Origin of the sequence: Bacillus sp. 179-C3.3 HS, from assembly GCF_047229225.1 — a bacterium.
In the GTDB taxonomy this organism is placed as follows: domain Bacteria; phylum Bacillota; class Bacilli; order Bacillales; family Bacillaceae; genus Bacillus.
Genome location: NZ_JBFEFT010000036.1, coordinates 1 through 18178, shown reverse-complemented (window position 1 = coordinate 18178; position 18178 = coordinate 1). Strand labels below are relative to the sequence as shown.

At 39.7% G+C, this 18178-nt stretch carries 17 protein-coding genes, 1 tRNA gene, 1 other RNA gene, 1 pseudogene and 1 other annotated feature; of the genes and pseudogenes, 6 read left to right on the top strand and 14 right to left on the bottom strand.

Going from position 1 to position 18178, the window contains the following annotated elements:
- Positions 1-223: 223 nt before the first annotated feature.
- From AB1K80_RS16755 to tadA, 7 genes are all read right to left on the bottom strand, one after another.
- Entirely contained in the window at positions 224-487 is a 264-nt protein-coding gene (locus tag AB1K80_RS16755) for a pro-sigmaK processing inhibitor BofA family protein (RefSeq protein WP_412858044.1), read from the bottom strand.
- 66 nt (positions 488-553) lie between these two features.
- A complete protein-coding gene (locus tag AB1K80_RS16750) occupies positions 554-778 on the bottom strand; it encodes a YaaL family protein (RefSeq protein ID WP_412858042.1) in 225 nt (74 codons plus the stop codon).
- An 18-nt stretch (positions 779-796) separates the two neighbouring features.
- The gene (gene recR, locus AB1K80_RS16745) at positions 797-1393 is read right to left on the bottom strand and encodes a recombination protein RecR (RefSeq protein WP_412858041.1); all 597 of its coding nucleotides are present in this window, start codon (positions 1391-1393) and stop codon (positions 797-799) included.
- A 14-nt stretch (positions 1394-1407) separates the two neighbouring features.
- Positions 1408-1731, bottom strand: a complete 324-nt coding sequence (locus AB1K80_RS16740; RefSeq protein WP_412858039.1) for a YbaB/EbfC family nucleoid-associated protein — start codon at positions 1729-1731, stop codon at positions 1408-1410.
- 24 nt (positions 1732-1755) lie between these two features.
- Positions 1756-3471, bottom strand: coding sequence for a DNA polymerase III subunit gamma/tau (dnaX, locus tag AB1K80_RS16735; protein WP_412858037.1), 1716 nt, complete (start codon positions 3469-3471; stop codon positions 1756-1758).
- A 331-nt stretch (positions 3472-3802) separates the two neighbouring features.
- Positions 3803-4067, bottom strand: an RNA gene (gene ffs / locus AB1K80_RS16730) — signal recognition particle sRNA large type.
- 76 nt (positions 4068-4143) lie between these two features.
- Entirely contained in the window at positions 4144-4620 is a 477-nt protein-coding gene (gene tadA / locus AB1K80_RS16725) for a tRNA adenosine(34) deaminase TadA (RefSeq protein ID WP_412858036.1), read from the bottom strand.
- A 79-nt stretch (positions 4621-4699) separates the two neighbouring features.
- On the opposite strand from tadA, the gene AB1K80_RS16720 reads away from it, so the two are divergent.
- The 4 genes from AB1K80_RS16720 to AB1K80_RS16705 all read left to right on the top strand — a co-directional run bounded on the left by AB1K80_RS16720 (position 4700) and on the right by AB1K80_RS16705 (position 7951).
- A complete protein-coding gene (locus tag AB1K80_RS16720; protein WP_412858034.1) occupies positions 4700-5254 on the top strand; it encodes an isochorismatase family cysteine hydrolase in 555 nt (184 codons plus the stop codon).
- Positions 5255-5317: 63 nt separating this feature from the next.
- Complete coding sequence (locus tag AB1K80_RS16715; protein ID WP_412858046.1) at positions 5318-6601, top strand: glycosyl hydrolase family 18 protein; 1284 nt, start codon at positions 5318-5320, stop codon at positions 6599-6601.
- A gap of 79 nt (positions 6602-6680) precedes the next feature.
- Positions 6681-7304 carry a deoxynucleoside kinase gene (locus tag AB1K80_RS16710; RefSeq protein WP_412858032.1) on the top strand — a complete coding sequence of 208 codons (624 nt, stop codon included), beginning with the start codon at positions 6681-6683 and terminating at the stop codon, positions 7302-7304.
- Positions 7301-7951, top strand: a complete 651-nt coding sequence (locus tag AB1K80_RS16705) for a deoxynucleoside kinase (RefSeq protein ID WP_412858031.1) — start codon at positions 7301-7303, stop codon at positions 7949-7951. The genes AB1K80_RS16710 and AB1K80_RS16705 overlap by 4 nt, the downstream gene beginning before the upstream one ends.
- Positions 7952-8046: 95 nt before the next feature.
- Here AB1K80_RS16705 and AB1K80_RS16700 read toward each other — a convergent pair.
- From AB1K80_RS16700 to pdxS, 5 genes and pseudogenes are all read right to left on the bottom strand, one after another.
- Positions 8047-8139, bottom strand: a tRNA-Ser gene (locus tag AB1K80_RS16700).
- Between the two features lie 126 nt (positions 8140-8265).
- Positions 8266-8601, bottom strand: a pseudogene (locus tag AB1K80_RS16695) (methyl-accepting chemotaxis protein); the annotation flags it as partial.
- A 596-nt stretch (positions 8602-9197) separates the two neighbouring features.
- Positions 9198-10472: a serine--tRNA ligase gene (gene serS, locus AB1K80_RS16690; RefSeq protein ID WP_412858029.1), complete on the bottom strand. Its 1275-nt coding sequence runs from the start codon at positions 10470-10472 to the stop codon at positions 9198-9200.
- Positions 10473-10520: 48 nt separating this feature from the next.
- Positions 10521-10737 (bottom strand) — a binding site (T-box leader).
- Positions 10738-10790: 53 nt separating this feature from the next.
- Positions 10791-11381 (bottom strand): pyridoxal 5'-phosphate synthase glutaminase subunit PdxT, encoded by a 591-nt coding sequence (pdxT, locus tag AB1K80_RS16685; protein WP_412858028.1) that lies wholly within the window; start codon positions 11379-11381, stop codon positions 10791-10793.
- Positions 11382-11399: 18 nt separating this feature from the next.
- Entirely contained in the window at positions 11400-12287 is an 888-nt protein-coding gene (gene pdxS / locus AB1K80_RS16680; protein WP_412858027.1) for a pyridoxal 5'-phosphate synthase lyase subunit PdxS, read from the bottom strand.
- A 242-nt stretch (positions 12288-12529) separates the two neighbouring features.
- Between pdxS and AB1K80_RS16675 the strand changes: the two genes are divergently transcribed.
- Entirely contained in the window at positions 12530-14008 is a 1479-nt protein-coding gene (locus tag AB1K80_RS16675; protein ID WP_412858025.1) for a PLP-dependent aminotransferase family protein, read from the top strand.
- A gap of 43 nt (positions 14009-14051) precedes the next feature.
- On the opposite strand, the gene AB1K80_RS16670 is transcribed toward AB1K80_RS16675, so the two are convergent.
- Positions 14052-15377, bottom strand: coding sequence for a serine hydrolase (locus AB1K80_RS16670; RefSeq protein ID WP_412858023.1), 1326 nt, complete (start codon positions 15375-15377; stop codon positions 14052-14054).
- Positions 15378-15536: 159 nt separating this feature from the next.
- Entirely contained in the window at positions 15537-17003 is a 1467-nt protein-coding gene (guaB, locus tag AB1K80_RS16665) for an IMP dehydrogenase (protein ID WP_412858022.1), read from the bottom strand.
- A gap of 121 nt (positions 17004-17124) precedes the next feature.
- On the opposite strand from guaB, the gene AB1K80_RS16660 reads away from it, so the two are divergent.
- The gene (locus AB1K80_RS16660) at positions 17125-18093 is read left to right on the top strand and encodes a YaaC family protein (protein WP_412858021.1); all 969 of its coding nucleotides are present in this window, start codon (positions 17125-17127) and stop codon (positions 18091-18093) included.
- The last annotated feature ends 85 nt before the right edge of the window (positions 18094-18178 follow it).

The following is an 18178-nucleotide window of genomic DNA, read 5'->3' as shown; positions in this document are numbered from 1 at the left end:
ATTCATCATAGGATTTTTTATAAAAACTCGAATTAACAGGTACGTTTTGTCTTGTTTAGTTTTCAAAGAACTTGTTTACCGCTTCAGAAGCGACCAGAACATCTTATCACGTTAAAGTTATTAGTGTCAACAACTTTTTCGTTAATATGTTTTTTGTTTCTTCGTCATCAGCGACGTATATTAATTTACCACCATACAAAACTAAAGTCAACAGTATTTTTCATTAAATAATAAACTTTTCTATTACAACTAAGGCAGCAACACCTGGAATGCCCAATAACCCACTAATTCCACTCGTCACGGGATTGATTGAGACATGCAGCCCTAAACTATCGCCAAATAAATTGAGACAAAATAAAAAAAGAGCGCCCGCCACAAACTTAACTCCGATAAGCCCTAACCATTTGAATGGATTTGCTTGAACACCAGACATAAACAGCAATAATACAGCCAGCAAAATTGAACTAATCACAATAACAGGTTCCATAATCCTCTCATCTCCTCTTCATATGAATAGTACAAGCATATGAGAGGACTATGTAAAATAGACCTGCTACTTCCTATTGTTTAGACTCAACTTTCTCTTTTTAGCTTCTCTTAAATAGAAAAAGTATTTCGCTTGAGCTAGCTTTAATTCGAATAGAATGTCCGGTGAAGGCTCAAAGCTATTTGCGACAAGCTTTTTTTTTCTGTTCCATTCTTCCTTTTGCTTAAAAAGCTGTTGAATTAGTTTTTCATCGAATTCTTTTCGAATTGATTTTCTGCGAAGAAAACCCATGTGCCGTACTTCTCCCTCCTACATCTCACGTCTACCTTCAAGAGCCTTAGAAAGTGTCACTTCATCCGCATACTCTAAATCCCCACCTACTGGGAGTCCATGTGCAATACGAGATAGTTTGATTCCTGATGGTTTCAACAATCTGGAGATATACATAGCCGTGGCTTCTCCTTCAATGTTTGGATTGGTTGCTAGAATGACCTCTGTTACTTGATCGTCTTGCAGTCTCTTTAATAAGTCAGGAATTTTAATATCCTCCGGACCGATTCCGTCCATTGGAGAAATTGCACCATGTAACACATGATATAAGCCGTTATATTCTTTCATCTTTTCCATTGCGATCACATCTTTTGGATCCTGGACGACACAGATAACAGATTGATCTCTTCTCGTATCTTCACAAATATAGCAAGGATCTTGATCAGTGATATGCCCGCAAACCGAACAATAGGTTAAGTTGCGCTTTGCATTCACAAGCGCTTTAGCAAAATCTAATACGACATCTTCCTTCATACTAAGAACAAAAAAAGCCAGACGGACCGCAGTTTTCGGCCCGATTCCTGGCAATTTCATAAAGCTATCGATTAGCTTTGATATTGGTTCAGGATATTGCATCTTTAGTTATCCTCCTAGAATAAACCTGGCATGTTCATTCCTTTTGTGAATTGACCCATTGTCTCATTTGTTAACTCATCAACCTTTTTCAACGCATCATTTGTTGCTGCAAGCACAAGGTCTTGAAGCATATCGATGTCCTCTGGGTCAACAACCTCTTCATTAATTTCAACATCAACGACTTCTTTTTGTCCATTCACTTTCACAGTGACCATACCGCCACCTGCTGAACCTTCAAGGACTTTTTCTGATAACTCTTCTTGAGCCTTCGCCATATCCTTTTGCATTTTTTGCATTTGTTTCATCATTTTTTGCATATTTCCCATTCCACCGCGCATAATGACCACTCTCTTTCATTTTGTTTATTCATCTTTGATTTCAATTAAGTCGATACCTACCAACTTCTTCGCTTCCGCAATTAGCGGATCCTCTTCCACAGAAGTTGGCTGACCATCCGCCTGTTCATCTGACTGATGATCTCTTAAAAATTCTTCTCTTATTTTACCCCATTGGGCATCAGGAACGCCAACTAATTCCACTCTTTTTCCTAACATCGACTCTAATAAGTGCTCAAGATTGGTACGAACACCACTTTTATCTTCAGCAACCATTTTACAATGTATTTCAAACTTAAATTTTAAGACAAAAGCATGGGTTGCCGCTGCAACTGGTTCGCTATCGGTTAAAAGTGCAGCATGAGACACCTTGTTTTGCTGTTTCAATGAGGCAAGGAGCTCTCCCCATTTCCCCTTTATCTTCTCTAATTCTGGGCGCTTTGCTTCTTTTAAAATTTCGTGAATACGACCAACAGGGGCACGATAGCCATTTTTATGGCTCGTTTGAGGTCTCGGAGTTCCCTTTTGTTCTTGCGGATTTTGCGGCTGAGACATTGGGATACCTTCAGCTCTTAGCCTTGATAGCTCCTGCTCCAGCTTTTCTATTTTATCCGTTAACACCTTTAGGTCAGCGTTATCAGCCGATGGTGTCATCCCAGTGGTTGACTGACAGAGTTTAACAACAGCTACCTCAAAGAAAATGCGAGGATGATTGGTCCATTTCATTTCTTGATGACTTTTGTTAAGGACTTCAATCGTCTCATAAAGGAACTGAGGCTCCACACGTCCAGAGAGCGAAACAAATTTTTCATCAACCTTCACCTTCTCTAGGACGCCTTCAAGATCTGGTGCCGTTTTATATAGAAGCATGTCTCTAAAATAGAAGATCATATCCTCTATTAATTTAGCAGCATCCTTCCCTTGCTGAAGCAATTCATTTAATGTATCTAATGCTACTGCTATATTTTGATCAAAAATAGCCTCGGCAAGCTGACTAATAAAATGTTGTGATACCGCACCTGTAATCAGGAGTGCATCATCTGTTGTCAGTTGTTCACCGCTAAACGAGACGGCTTGATCTAATAAGCTTAGCGCATCACGCATACCGCCATCCGCTGCACTTGCAATAATCTCAAGTGAACCCTCTTGTACATTTAGGCTTTCTGCATCTACAATTTTCTCCATTCGTCCAACAATATCTTTTGTCGTAATGCGTTTAAAATCAAACCTCTGACAGCGGGATATGATGGTGAGAGGAATTTTATGAGGCTCTGTGGTAGCCAAAATAAATATACAATGGGCAGGTGGTTCCTCTAGCGTTTTTAGAAGAGCATTAAATGCTCCGATGGAGAGCATATGTACCTCATCTATAATATATACCTTGTATGTAACCGCTGAAGGAGCAAATTTCACTTTATCACGTATATCACGGATCTCATCTACCCCGTTATTAGAGGCAGCATCTATTTCAATCACATCTGAGATTGAACCGTTTGTAATTCCTTTACAGGCCATACATTCATTACACGGTTCACTCACAGGGGACTTTTCACAGTTCACTGCTTTCGCAAAAATCTTGGCAGCACTTGTTTTACCTGTACCTCTAGGACCTGAAAATAAGTAGGCATGAGAAAACTTTTTCTGCAAAAGGGCATTTTGCAACGTTTTTGTGATGTGTTCTTGTCCAACAACATCCTCAAAAACTTGAGGCCTGAACACTCGATATAAAGCTTGATAACTCACAAATACGCCCTCCTCCATTTTTCATCATTTTCATTATACATGATGGAACGATCAATTCAAAAGCACACCTTTATTTTCTAAAAGTCGAAAAGGTTATTTTTATATGTGATGTTTCGATTTTTCTGTACCAAAAAACTAATTTTCTAAACATGGCGGATATGCTCTCACAACACACAGAACAAACGTTCCTACCTGTTGTTAAATAAAGGATGTTATCTTCGAAAATGACATTTTAGCTATTTGCTTCATCACAGTCACTCGGCTATGCTTGAAACAAGAACAAAAAACTCACCTAGATAAACTAGATGAGTTGTCATTTAATATTTTTTTACCGTGCACCTTCTGTCGATTCGCTACCCCAAGCGTTACTTAAACAGTTAGCTCGGCCCAGGCAACCCTGCGGCACATGAGAGGTTTCACTTAATGCTGCTTCCTTCCGGACCTGACATGGTTCATGAATTCCCATTGCGCAGGACCCAGACGTCAACACCACTTATTTAAGGCAGACCTTGAAGTAAACGAACCTCGAGAAGGGATTCGGCCTCGCTAGAGCGGATTGCGAGTACAGGGCACCGCTACCTCCCCGCTTAGCACGGCAAAATGAATATTAAATTGTTAGTGACGCAGGAATAAGTATACCTTTTTATCACTTGAATTGCAAACGACATCCATTCATTTACTTTTCGCTTGTTTCTTTCGCTGACGAATACTCCGAAAGAACTGACTTAACAACTCACCGCACTCTTTTTCAAGCACACCACCAACGACTTCAGACTGATGATTGAAACGAGTATCATCTAATAAATTCATTAAAGTACCTGCACAACCACCTTTTGGATCATAAGCGCCAAATACGACTTTTTTAACTCTCGAAAGGACAATGGCTCCTGCACACATCGGGCATGGTTCAAGGGTCACATATAATACCGCTTCATCAAGTCGCCAGCTTCCAGTAGCCTTACACGCTTCATCGATTGCAAGCAACTCTGCATGTGCAATTGAGCGCTGCTCACTTTCTCTTAAATTATGTGCACGACTTACTACTTGTTCATCTACAACGAGAACGGCACCAATTGGGACTTCTCCTATTCGCTCTGCTTTTAAAGCTTCTGTAATGGCTTCTTTCATAAATTGTTCATCTTTCGTCATAGCGCTGCTCTCTTTTCATGTTTTTTAAAGGGATATTGAGGTTAACATATTATCACTATCTTTTGAAGGGGGTCTCATGTTGTCCAATCATCAAAAGGCACTTTTGATTATCGACATGATCAATAATTTCGATTTTGAAATGGGACATGTACTTGCTGAAAAAACAATGCGAATGACCAGTAAAATTTCAGCCTTGAAACAACATGCCAACAAGGAGAATTGGCCGATCATCTATATCAACGATCACTATGGAATTTGGAAAGCTGATATTCAAGCTGTCATTTCAAAATGTAAAAACGAAACGAGCGCCCCAATATTAGATGAAATATCACCTACGGGCGACGATTACTTTTTAATAAAACCTAAACACTCCGCCTTCTATGGAACAGCACTCCAGACACTCCTTCATGAGCTAGAGGTTAAGGAGATCATTTTAACTGGGATTGCTGGAAACATCTGCGTCCTTTTTACAGCGAACGATGCTTACATGCGGGAATACAATCTTATTGTACCTAAAGATTGTATTGCTTCCAATGATGATCAAGATAATGAGTATGCTTTAACCATGATGAAGAACGTACTTCTAGCAAAAATCACCTCTTCTAAGGAGATCACGAATGAAAATCAAACATGATTTATCTAGAACCCTCATAAATTGTTAGCAATAACAAAGGGGGCGTTCATCATTCAAATTTATGTGATCAAAAGAGGAGATACATTAAGTGAAATTGCTATGCGCTTTAAAACCACTGCAAGTGAAATTATCCGTACCAATGAGATCGAAACACCAAATCAACTTGTCGTTGGACAAACAATTGTTATCCCAATCAGAGGGCAATTTTATGAAGTAAAACAAAACGATACACTTTATAAAATCGGACAGAGATTTCGTATCTCCGTTGATGAATTGGCACGTGTGAACAGAATTCAACCTGAAGCCATACTTCCTATTCGCTTTTTGCTCTATATCCCAGAAAGACCGAAACGTAGTATTAATTCAAACGCCTATATTGAACCTCGTGGAAATGAAGTCAGTGAGAATTTAAAGCAGGCAGCTAGGGAAGCCGCACCCTACTTAACTCATTTAGGAACTTTTAGTTTTCAGGCACAAAGAGATGGGACTCTAAAAGAACCCCCATTAGATCAATTACCGCAAATTGCAGCTCAAAATAGAACTGTATTAACAATGGTTGTCACTAATTTAGAGAATGACAGATTCAGCGATGAACTTGGACGTATTCTTTTAACGAATCAATCTGTCAAAACGACCCTATTAAATGAAATCGTGCGCGTTGCTAAAAAGTATCAATTCGGAGAAGTCCATTTTGACTTTGAATATTTACGGCCTGCTGATAAAAATGCATATACTCAATTCTTAAGAGAAGCCACCACCCGTTTTCATCAAGAGGGATGGACGACTTCCGCTGCCCTTGCGCCTAAAACAAGCAGTGAACAAAAGGGAAAATGGTATGAGGCCCATGACTATAAAGCAATCGGTAGCATTGTTGATCATGTGGTTATCATGACATACGAATGGGGATACAGCGGCGGACCTGCACAAGCCGTTTCTCCAATTGGCCCTGTCCGTCAAGTGATTGAATATGCACTATCTGTTATGCCTGCCAATAAGATTATTATGGGACAAAATTTATATGGTTATGATTGGACTCTCCCCTTCGTACAGGGTGGACCATTTGCTAAAGCGATCAGCCCTCAACAGGCCATCGCAATTGCCAGAGACAATAATGCGTCTATACAGTACGATGAAACTGCACAAGCACCCTTTTTCCGTTATACAGACGATAATAATAAACAGCATGAGGTATGGTTTGAAGACGCCAGATCCATCCAAGCCAAATTCAATCTCATTAAAGAGTTAAACCTGAATGGCATTGCCTATTGGAAACTCGGTCTATCCTTCCCACAAAACTGGCTCTTACTATCAGATCAATTCAATATTGAAAAAAAATCGACATCTTAAGCTATCAACTCTATCTCAATAAGGGGTATGGTACAATATACATTGGTTTCACAACTTTAAAAAATAGAGGAGAACATCTATGTATCCAGCCCCTTTTATTGCAGTGGAAGGCCCAATTGGAGCCGGAAAAACAACTTTAGCTACAATGCTAGCAAAGGAATTTCAGTTTCCTTTAATAAAAGAAATTGTAGAAGAAAATCCATTTTTAGATAAATTTTACGAAGATATGGATCAATGGAGCTTTCAACTTGAAATGTTCTTTTTATCCAATCGATTTAAACAATTGGAATCAATTGAAGAAAATTATGCCCAAAAGCAGCAACCTATTGTAACTGATTATCACGTCTATAAAAATATGATATTTGCCGAAAGAACATTATCAAAAAAACATATGGATAAATATAGACAGATCTATCACTTACTCACTGATGATCTGCCTAAACCAAATGCGATCATTTATATAAAAGCCAGTCTCCCAACCTTACTAAACAGGATTCAATTGAGAGGACGCTCTTTTGAAGAAGACATTGATCCAACATATTTAAAAACATTGATTGAAGATTATGAACTGGCCATCGAACATTTAAAACAGACTGATCCAGAACTCCCTATCATCACCATTGAAGGAGATCACACAGATTTCGTTTCTTCTCAGCAAGATTACGAGCAAATTGTACAGACGATAAAGGAGCAAGTACTATGAAAAATATTGAAATACCAAAGGACGCAGTCATTACAATTGCAGGCACAGTCGGTGTTGGAAAATCAACGATGACTAAAACAATTGCGGACAAACTAGGTTTCCAAACCTCTCTAGAAAAAGTAGATGACAATCCATATTTAGAGCCTTTTTATTCAGATTTTCAAAGATGGAGCTTTCATTTACAGGTTTATTTTCTAGCGGAGCGCTTTAAAGAGCAGAAACGTATTTTTGAATCTGGTGGAGGGTATGTTCAAGATCGGTCAATCTATGAAGACACTGGTATCTTCGCTAAAATGCATGCTGACAAAGGGACAATGTCCGAGATGGATTACGAGACGTATACAAGTCTATTTGAGGCAATGGTTATGACTCCTTACTTCCCTCATCCAGATGTACTCATTTATTTACATGGAGACTTGCAACACATTTTACATCGCATTGAAGAACGCGGGAGGGAAATGGAAACTCAAACAGATCGAGCATATTGGGAAGAAATGTACACTCGCTACACTGAGTGGATCGAACATTTTGATTTATGTCCAGTCATCAAAATCAATATCGAAGACTATGATTTACTTCATGATGAAAGCTCGCTCGATCCAATACTTCATGAGATTGCTTCTGTGATTCAAAAAAATCGTTCATAAAACAATAAAAAAAAACCGCTACATGTTCAATGTAGCGGTTTGACAATTTCCAATTTTTATGCTTGCGTTTCAATTCAACTAAGGTAATATCAATATGGCGGAGGAAGAGGGATTCGAACCCCCGCGGGCTTTGACACCCCTGTCGGTTTTCAAGACCGATCCCTTCAGCCGGACTTGGGTATTCCTCCGTATCGACAAGAATTAATATATCATATCATTTCATTGTAAGTCAACATCTTTTCGTAAAAAAAATTCATTGTATTGTTTTCATCGTTTTATTCTAATCAAAAGGCAACCTCTAGGGCTGCCTCTATCTATTTCGATTCTTTTCTAATCTCATCAATAAATTGGTTCATTTCTTCTTTGAATTCATTTAATGATTCAATCACTTTTGTAAAGTCTGTTACTTGTTTGGCTTGTTCATTTGTGGAGCTGCTAATTTGAGAGATATTTTCAGACAACGTACCAATACTATCTTTAATTTCTTTTAAAAAGGTATTGATGGTTTCAGCGGCTTCCTTTGAACCATCTGATAATTTACGCACTTCATCTGCAACAACAGCAAAGCCTTTCCCATTCTCACCTGCTCTCGCCGCTTCAATTGCAGCATTCAATCCAAGCAAGTTTGTTTGTCTCGCAATACCACCAATTGTTTTGACTACTTCTTCTATGTTTGCAGATTTTTCCTCTGCTCTACCTGCCTGTTCACTAATCTCTAAACTTGTGGCAGCTAGTTCTTGTGAATGTGCAGCAATTTGCTCAATTCCACCTTGAAGCTCTGTTGTCACTTTATTAATATGCTCCATATAGCCGCTTAACTGCTTTTCACGATGATGTGAGTAAGCCACTAAAAAGGAGCCGATCACTTTTCTTTCTTCATCGAAAATTGGGTAACCTTTCACAGCAATTTCATAACCATATAAAGACTCTGGTAAATGTCCCTCGTATTCTTCCCCTCTTAAGGTCGTCGCAACGTTTTGGTCTTCTTTGTTCAATCCATCTCCTACTTTCACTCCGAAGTCAATCGTTGTGGATGGATAATAACAAAGCACTTTTTCTGTATCAGTAATGCTGAAAAGAATACTATCATCTAGAATTTTTCTAATAAAACGGGACATTTCAACATAGTAGTCAAGCCTGTTCAAGGTTATTCCTTCTTTCCTAGAAGCTTTTAGTTTTTTTATCGGTTGAATTCCCGGATGCTGTAGGACTTTAGATAAAAAGAATAAGATGCCATAGCGGCATCTTATTTGATTACTTCTTTATTTCCCATATAAGGACGCAGTACTTCAGGAATGATCACCGTGCCGTCCTCTTGTTGATAGTTCTCTAATATGGCTGCAACAGTTCTTCCGACTGCTAAACCAGATCCATTCAATGTATGGACATGTTCTGGCTTCGCTTTAGCTTCTGGACGGAAACGAATATTTGCTCGTCTCGCTTGGAATGCTTCGAAGTTACTACATGAAGAAATTTCACGATACGTATTTTGGCTTGGAATCCACACTTCTATATCGTATTTCTTTGCAGCTGTGAAACCTAAGTCTCCCGTACACATGCTCATGACTCGATATGGAAGATTTAATAGCTGAAGGACTTTTTCTGCTTGATTCGTTAGTTTTTCTAATTCTTCATAAGAATCTTCTGGTTTTACAAATTTCACAAGCTCTACTTTATTGAATTGATGCTGACGAATCAGGCCACGTGTATCTCGACCAGCAGATCCAGCTTCTGATCTGAAACATGCACTGAATGCTGCATAATTCATTGGCAGTTGCTCGCCTTCAAGGATCTCATCACGGTGCATATTGGTAATTGGCACTTCAGCAGTTGGAATGAGGAAATAATCTTCTTCTCTAATTTTAAATGCATCCTCTTCGAACTTTGGAAGCTGACCAGTTCCTGTCATACTTGCTCTGTTGACCATATAAGGCGGAATCACTTCTGTGAAACCAAATTCATCGACATGAAGATCCAACATAAAGTTATAGAGTGCTCGCTCTAGACGTGCGCCTAATCCTTTGTAAAAAACAAAGCGGCTTCCTGTTACTTTTCCTGCACGTTCAAAATCTAAAATATTTAACTCATCTGCTACATCCCAGTGTGGTTTTGGTTCGAATGAGAATGCTGGCTGTTCGCCCCATGCTCTCACTTCGATATTGTCATCTTCTGTTTCTCCAATTGGAACAGAGTCATGTGGGATATTCGGGATTGAGTAAAGAATGCTTTGCAGGCTTTCTTCAACCGTTCTTAGCTCATCATCAAGCCTTTTGATCTCGTCGCCTACCTCACGCATCTCTTGAATAATGTGATCGGCATCTTTCTTTTCTCTTTTTAAAACTGCTACTTGCTGTGATACTTCATTTCTTCTGCTCTTTAATACTTCTGTTTTGCCAATCAATTCTCTTCTTTTCTGATCTAGCTCACCAAACTTATCAAAATCAGTTAAATCTTCGCCTCGATGTGCTAACTTTTCTTTGATTTGATCAAAGTCTGTGCGTAGTTGTTTAATATCCAGCATCTGATACACTCCTTTTTTATCGAAAAATAAAAAGAGCCCTCATCCCATGAAAGGGACGAGAGCTCTCGCGTTGCCACCCTGATTGAAAGCATGAAAAAGCATGCTTTCCTCTTTCCTCTGTAACGGTATCACCGTAAATGCTTACTACTTACATTTCAGCATTTCGCTCGAGGATGGATTCAGAACGCATCTTTCACCGATTCTCACCAACCATCGGCTCTCTGAGAAAGAGGGGCTTCTTACTATTTCCCGTCAACGCTTTTTCGATCTTTAATTGTGTTTTTAATGTACTATAAGTTTTCTCTCTTTTCAACCGTTTTATACAGACAGTTTTGTTTTGGATGTCTTGACCATCTTCACAAACATCTCTGTCAATCGGTGATCATCTGTCAGTTCTGGATGAAAAGAACAACCTAATATATTGTTTTCCTTTGCCATCACGATCCTGCCATCATATTCCGCCAAGACCTCCACACTTGGATCAGCGCTGGTGATATGAGGTGCACGAATGAATACTCCTGTAAATGGTGCATTCAATCCCTTTACCTCTAAATCCGCTTCAAAGCTATCTACCTGTCTACCAAATGAATTACGTGCTACGGATACATTAAGCAGGCCAAGATGTGCATCTTCTCGATCTTCTATGTGATTAGCAAGCATAATCAGACCGGCACATGTGCCAAAAACCGGTTTCCCTTGAGCAGCGAAAGCTTTGATTGGTTCAATGAATTGGTACGTATCCATGAGTCTTCTCATCGTCGTACTTTCTCCACCAGGGATAATGAGACCATCTACGGTTTCTAGTTCCTCTACCCTCTTGATGATCTTCCCCTCTACACCACAAGCTTCAATCGATTGAATATGCTCTCTCACCGCTCCTTGAAGCCCTAGTACACCAACTGTTACCATGTTCCTTTGCTCCCTTAATTACCAGCCGCGCTCTTGCATACGTTCTTCTGGCAGTAGATTTGAAATTTCAATTCCCTTCATAGCCGTTCCTAGCTCTTTAGAAAGCTCCGCAATTAAACGATAATCTTTGAAATGAGTTGTTGCTTCTACAATCGCTTTTGCGAACTTAGCAGGGTTTTCTGATTTGAAAATACCAGAACCAACAAATACGCCATCTGCTCCAAGTTGCATCATTAACGCAGCGTCAGCAGGAGTCGCCACACCACCAGCTGCAAAGTTCACAACAGGCAGCTTACCGTCTTTTTTAATTTGAAGCAACAATTCATATGGCGCCCCTAAATTCTTTGCTTCAGTCATGATTTCATCTTCGCTCATTGCCGCTACTTTGCGAATTTGTGCATTGACCTTTCTCATATGACGCACAGCTTCGACGATGTTTCCTGTACCAGGCTCACCTTTTGTACGCAACATAGATGCACCTTCTGCAATACGGCGAGTCGCCTCACCTAAATCACGGCAGCCACATACGAAAGGTACCGTGTATTCATTTTTATTTAAATGGAATTCCTCATCTGCGGGCGTTAGCACTTCGCTCTCATCGATATAATCAACACCAAGCGCTTCTAGAACGCGAGCCTCTACGATATGACCAATACGTGCTTTTGCCATGACTGGAATCGTTACCGCATTTTGTACTTCTTCGACAATTCTTGGGTCTGCCATACGGGCAACGCCGCCTGCCGCACGGATATCAGCAGGTACTCTCTCTAAAGCCATTACAGCTACTGCGCCTGCTTCTTCTGCAATCTTCGCCTGTTCAGCATTGACGACATCCATAATGACGCCACCCTTTTGCATTTCTGCCATTCCACGTTTTACTCGATCAGTTCCTTTATTGCTCACCATTGTTTCCTCCCATTTTGTCTATTCGATTGATTCAACATATTTATCATACAAGTCAGAATATATAACAATAAAGGGATTAGTATAACAATTCAAACCAGCAATCATAAAGGAAAACATGACGAAACATAGAGTTCACGGTAAAAATGATGTTCATTTTCCTTATACATATGAATTACATGCTATAATCCAACTATAACAATTTAATTTACTATATAACAATTTTGCTTTTTGGGAGGACGCTCATGCATATTGATATTCACCGACACTCAGATACTTCTCTTTCAAATCAGATATATTTTTCAATTGTCGACCACATCCAATCTGGATTGCTTCAGCAAGGCGATAAATTGCCCACTGTACGTGATTTAGCAAAGCAATTGAATGTAAGTCATGTAACTGCCGCAAAAGCATATGCACGGCTGAAGGATGATGGTTATTTAGCAGCTGTTCAAGGGAAGGGAACTTTTGTTGATGAACGACAAGAACGAAGCGATATGCCAGTACAAACATCTACCTCTTTCGATTGGCAGCTCTCCATTCCAGATTATTTGCCACGATCGCAATTCGCCCAGTATCACTATGTAGCAGAAGAGATTAATCTATCTTCCTCTATGATTGATCCAGGGCTCTTACCTAATCGATATTTAGAAAAGGAAATGCAGCAAGTATTGGCTCGTCATCCTCAAATCATGTCAAAATACGGTGAAATCCAAGGGGACCTTCAGCTTCGGCAGGTCATTCAGTCTTTTTTAGAAAAATTAGACGTCCCTTCCACGCCTGATAATATCCTTGTGACAAGTGGTTCCCAGCAAGGATTGGATTTAGTAGCACGCACATTCATCGGACCTGAAGATGTGGTGGTGATGGAAGCACCCACTTATCCGGGAGCGATAGACGTCTTTATGGGCAGAGGGGCCAGAATTATTACGGTTCCTGTCGATCATGAAGGAATGAACATGAAACAGCTTCAAAGCATTTGTGATAAATATAAGCCGAAGCTCATCTATACAATTCCTACTTTTCACAGTCCCACAGGCGCGAGCATGTCAATGAAACGAAGAAAACAACTTCTCCTTTTGGCGCAAAGCATAGACTGTCTTATTGTTGAGGATGACCCTTATCGTGAGCTTTATTTTGAAAAGAAGCCACCTGCACCAATCAAAAGTTTAGATCATGATGGACATGTGATCTATTTAAGAGGACTTAGTAAAACCCTTGCCCCGGGTTGTAGAATTGGGATTGTTACTGCGTCAGGTTCTATATTTAACCGCATATTGGCTGCAAAAGCTAACAATGATTTAGGTAGCCCTCTTCTTACTCAAAAAGCGATTTTGCCTTTTCTCACGTCGAAAAAAATGATTGATCATACGAAGAAGCTAAGAACAGCTTTAAAGATCAGACGAGATTTAATGATCGATGTCCTGACAAAGCACGCCCCAAAGGAGGTTACTTGGCAAATACCACAAGGTGGACTCAATCTGTGGATCAGCTTCCCTTCCTGGGTCGATACGCGTGCATTGTTGCATGAAGCTCGCAAACAGCAAATCACCTTTTTGCCAGGCTCTGTCTGCTATCCTGGAGAACCAAAGCAGAATTATATTAGACTGAGTTTTTCCTATGTGAATGAAAAGGCACTGACGGAAGGCATGCAAACATTATGTGATATTTTTCAGCAAGCCATTTCTTTACCGCAAAATCAAAAACAATCACTTTTCTTTTGATCACAAAAAAACTGCCCTCCATTTATGAGAGCAGTTTTTTTCATTAGAACCAACCTTTGACTGTATCTACGATTCCGCCCCAAATTCCAGCGAAGAATCCTCCTACACCACGCATGGCAAGGATAAACCAGTTTGCTTTTTCATTGCTTGTTTTTGTCACAAGCTCAACACCTGATTGGTCTTTATTTAAGTAGCCATAGTCCTTCTCATCACCGGAATAAGAAGTCGTAAGCATTCCAACCTTAGTTCCTTTTTTAGTAGGAGCCTCTAGGGTCTTTTTCTCTAAATTCACTTTAGCTTTATAGTTCTTCTCTTCACCATTTTTGACTGGTACAGAGAAAGCTTCCTTCGTCACAACCGCGACTTCTTTATCTTTTCCTTTATCCACTTCGATGGTTTCATGTCCTTTGATTTGCTGTCCTTCTTTGTACATTTCTTTCATCGTAAAGTTTTTAAAGGCATAGTCGAACAATTTTTCTGCAACGTCAAAACGAGCAGTATGGAGATTTCCTTTTGCATTGAGGATGACTGCAATGACACGCATATCTCCTCTTTTAGCTGTACCAGTGAAGCTAGAGCCTGCTGAATCAGTAGAGCCTGTTTTTAGACCGTCTACTCCTTCATATTCCTTCACAAGTCCTTCAAGCATAAAGTTCCAGTTTGGCATGTCCATTTCATCGTCTGTGCCTTCTCTGAACTTTGTTTTGGCGATACTCGCTGTTTCAAGGATTTCTGGGTAATCTTTAATGAGACGTTGTGCAAGCAGTGCCATATCTTTGGCAGATACTTCGCTTTCCTCATCAGGGCCTGTCCCTTTTGGCTGTTGACCATGTAAATCTTTATTTTCTAAACCTGTTGCATTCACGAATTTATAGTTTGTTAAACCTAATTCTTTTGCTTTTTTATTCATATCTTCAACGAATTTAGATTCTGATCCAGAAATGACTTCTGCTAGACCAATCGCCGCAGCATTGGCTGAGTAAATAGCTGTTGCTTTGTAAAGCTCTTCAACCGTATAAGAGCCGTCTCTTCGTAGAGGAACGTTTGATAAACTGCGGTCTTGAGAAATTTCGTATACGTAGTCATCAGGTGTATACGTTTGATCCCATTTCACTTTGCCTTCAGCAATGGCTTCTAATAATAGATACTCGGTCATCATCTTAGCCATACTTGCGATAGGCAGTCTTTTTTCAGCGTTTTTACTATAAAGGATTTTACCTGTAGAAGCTTCAATCAGGATGGCTGCTTTCGCATTCACATTAAATGGATCTTCAGCCGCATTTGCTTTTGACATTGGTGTAAACGCTGTAACAATCAATGTCAGTGCAAGGATAGAGACCATAAGCTGTTTCAATATCTTGCTGTTCAATCGTCATACCTCCGTATTCATCATTTTTCGACGTTTTTCATATATATTTAATCCACAAGGGCTTTTTCAACACAACAGTATAAATTTTATCACAATAAAGGCAAAAAAAATAGACAGAGTCATAGACCCTGTCAAATGTAATTTGATTGTCACAATTTATCAAGAAATTGTGTAGTTTGGTGATTCTTTCGTAATTTGGACATCATGTGGATGACTCTCACGAAGACCAGCACCTGTCATGCGAATGAACTGTGCTTCTTCTCTCAGTGTGAGTAAGTCTTTCGTTCCACAATAGCCCATACCAGAACGAATGCCACCTACAAGTTGATAAACGGTATCAGCAACTGGTCCTTTGTATGGTGTACGGCCTTCAATACCTTCTGGAACGAATTTTTTATTATCTTCTTGGAAGTAACGATCTTTACTTCCCTTTTCCATAGCTGCAACAGAACCCATACCACGATACACTTTGAAGCGTCTACCTTGGAAGATTTCTGTTTCTCCTGGGCTCTCTGATGTACCTGCTAGAAGACTACCCAGCATAACAGCATGTCCACCAGATGCTAGTGCCTTAACGATATCACCTGAATATTTAATCCCGCCATCTGCAATAATAGCCTTACCGTGCTTTCTAGCTTCTGTTGCACAATCATAAATTGCAGTGACTTGTGGTACACCTACACCTGCAACAACACGTGTTGTACAGATAGAACCTGGTCCGATACCAACTTTCACAATGTCTGCGCCTGCTTCAATCAATGCTTTCGTTGCGTCAGCAGTTGCCACATTCCCAGCGATGATGTTTAGAGTAGGATAAGTTTCACGGATTTTTGCCACTGTCTCAAGTACACCACGTGAGTGACCATGTGCCGTATCAATTACAATCACGTCTACATTGGCTTCTACAAGTTTCTTGACACGAGTCATTGTATCGCCAGTCACACCAACTGCTGCACCTACAATTAAACGACCATGTGCATCTTTAGAGGAGTTAGGGAATTCAATCACTTTTTCAATATCTTTGATCGTGATGAGACCTTTTAGCGTACCTTCTTCATCTAGAAGAGGTAATTTCTCTATTTTGTATTGCTGTAGAATCTTTTCCGCTTCTTCTAACGTTGTACCAACAGAAGCTGTAACCAATTCCTCTTTCGTCATCACGTCGCTAATCTTCATTGAATAATCCGAAATAAAACGAAGGTCACGGTTCGTAATAATTCCTACAAGCTTTTGGTCCTCTTCATTGTTTACAATCGGTACACCTGAAATCCGGTATTTACCCATTAAATGCTCTGCATCATATACTTGATGCTCTGGTGTTAAGAAGAATGGGTTTGTAATAACGCCGCGCTCTGAACGTTTTACTTTATCCACTTGTTCTGCTTGCTGTTCAATTGACATGTTCTTATGAATGATACCTAGACCACCTTGACGAGCCATAGCAATCGCCATTTGTGATTCTGTCACAGTATCCATTCCTGCACTAATGATTGGAATGTTTAGCTTTAATGTGCTTGTTAACTCAACTGATAAATCAACATCACGCGGAAGCACCTCAGACTTTGCTGGAACAAGCAAAACATCGTCAAACGTCAAACCTTCTTTTGAAAATTTACTTTCCCACATTAGTAAATCCCCCTCTTTTCGGCAAAATATTATATGTAGATTATCAACTAGGAAACAGCATGTCAAGGAAGCAACAAACAGTTGCAATTTTTAGAAAATATAAAGAGAGTTGAGGAAGTAGATGAAAAGTTCAGGATGGAAGGATTTAAAACGTTTTTACTCACTCGAAACTTCCCAAAAGTTTCTACATCACCAATATGTGAAACGGCAAATACAAGATGCAAACCAACACGCTTATAAAAACTGTGAGCGATTTATTTACTTTTTAAAACACGGGCATACTTTCTATGAACAAGCTGCCATCGCCCCATTAGAACTTAAGCCAATTTTATTATTTTATGGAATGGCGCAATTACTGAAGGCATGTCTGCTGACAGTGGATCCGCATTATCCATCGCAAACCTCCGTCTTGGCTCATGGTGTGACATCAAGGAAAAGAAAGAAGCAGCATTATCGTTTTAGTGAGGATGAAGTGAAAATCCAAAGAAATGGACTTTGCATGCATGTATTAAAACATTTATTTCATTTAAATGGCCTAGAAGATGAACGATTTACAATGGTCAAACTCCTGTCGAAAATACCTGAAATGAGTCATGTGCTACAATTTCAAAAACAACCTTCGACATTAGTCAAAGTAGAGCAAGCCAATGGAATCATGATTCAAGATCATATCCCCATGCTTTATAATATGTCAGCTGAACGCTTTACTGAATACATGGAATACCATACAAGCTGGAAACTCAAACAAAAAGAAGCCGAAAAACTCACTTTCAATGTCTCTTTAGAAGAAAACCCTGCATTTGCTACTCATCTTCATTATGATTTAGAAATGAATCAATGGTTTATTCCAGCGACACGAGATGCATTTCTCAATATCCCTGAGATCATTAGCCATTACTTACTCATGTATAATCTCAGCATGATTGCCCGCTACGAAACAGAATGGTGGTACGAGTTGCTGTCCCAATACATTAGTGATGACTATGTCATGATTGAACGCTACATGGAGATTGCTGAAGAAAAGTTTCCTGCGTATATTATGATGCTATTAGAAGAAAACACAAAAAAGACCAGTTCCAAACGGAACTGATCTTAAGAAAAAGCTTGGCGACGTCCTACTCTCACAGGGGGAAGCCCCCAACTACCATCGGCGCTGAAGAGCTTAACTTCCGTGT